The organism is Halomonas sp. 707D4 (genome assembly GCF_024158685.1).
In the GTDB taxonomy this organism is placed as follows: Bacteria; Pseudomonadota; Gammaproteobacteria; order Pseudomonadales; family Halomonadaceae; genus Vreelandella.
Genome location: NZ_JAMZBD010000762.1, coordinates 1 through 1,009 on the forward strand (window position 1 = coordinate 1; position 1,009 = coordinate 1,009).

Sequence of the window (1,009 nt, forward strand, 5' to 3'; positions counted from 1 at the left end):
CCCGTAGCCACGACCGCTTGCTCGACCCCGGCACCTTCGTGCTTTGCCTCTCGCCGCCAAGGACTTGCGCTGGTCGGCGGCCTGCTGCTGGCCGCCAGCGCCAGCGCCGAGACGATCGTCGACCGGGTGGAGAGCGAAGCAGCCACTTTCTCGATCGAGCGCGTGGCGAGCGGGCTGCAGCGCCCCTGGGCGGTCGCCTTGCTGCCGGACGGGCGCTACCTGGTCAGCGAGCGCGCCGGCCGCCTGAAGCTCGTCGATACCCAGGGCGAGGCGCGCGTGCTCGAGGGGCTGCCCGAGGTGAGTGGCCACGGTCAGGGCGGGCTTCTCGACGTGGTGCTCCATCCCGCCTTCGGCGACGGCGAGCACGACTGGATCTACTTCACCTGGAGCAAGCCCGACGACGGCGGCACGCGTACCGCGCTATCCCGGGTACGCTTCGAAGGTGACGCGCTTGGCGATGTGGAGCTTCTGTTCGAGCAGGATCGCGCCTCCGGGCCGGGGCGCCACTACGGCTCGCGACTGGCTTGGCTTGCCGATGGCACGCTGCTGATGAGCGTGGGCGATCGGGGATCTAACCCTGAGCGCGCCCAGGACGGCGGCGACCACGCGGGCTCCACCCTGCGCCTGACCGAGACCGGCGAGGCGCCGGACGACAACCCCTTCGCAGGCGAGGCGGGTACACTCGACGAGATCTATTCGCTCGGCAATCGCAACATCCAGGGCATGGTGGTACGCGGCAACGGCGAGGCCTGGGTCTCCGAGCACGGCCCGCTCACCGGCGACGAGCTGAACCTGATCGAGGCCGGGCACAACTACGGCTGGCCGGAGGTGACGCTGGGCAACGACTACGCCACCAACGAGCCGATCGGCGCGACATCGCTGCCCGGCATGACCGACCCGGCCCACGATTTCGAGGGACGCTTCGCCCCTTCGGGGCTGGCCGAAGTGAGCGGCGAGCGTTTCCCGGCCTGGCAGGGTAATCTATTGGCCGGCGGGCTCGCCAGCGAGC

1 protein-coding gene is annotated in these 1,009 nt (G+C 70.3%); it reads left to right on the forward strand.

From position 1 onward, the window contains the following. Positions 1 to 69: 69 nt before the first annotated feature. Positions 70 to 1,009: PQQ-dependent sugar dehydrogenase (locus tag BIS11_RS18520; protein ID WP_253586855.1), on the forward strand; the 940-nt coding region annotated here is incomplete at its 3' end.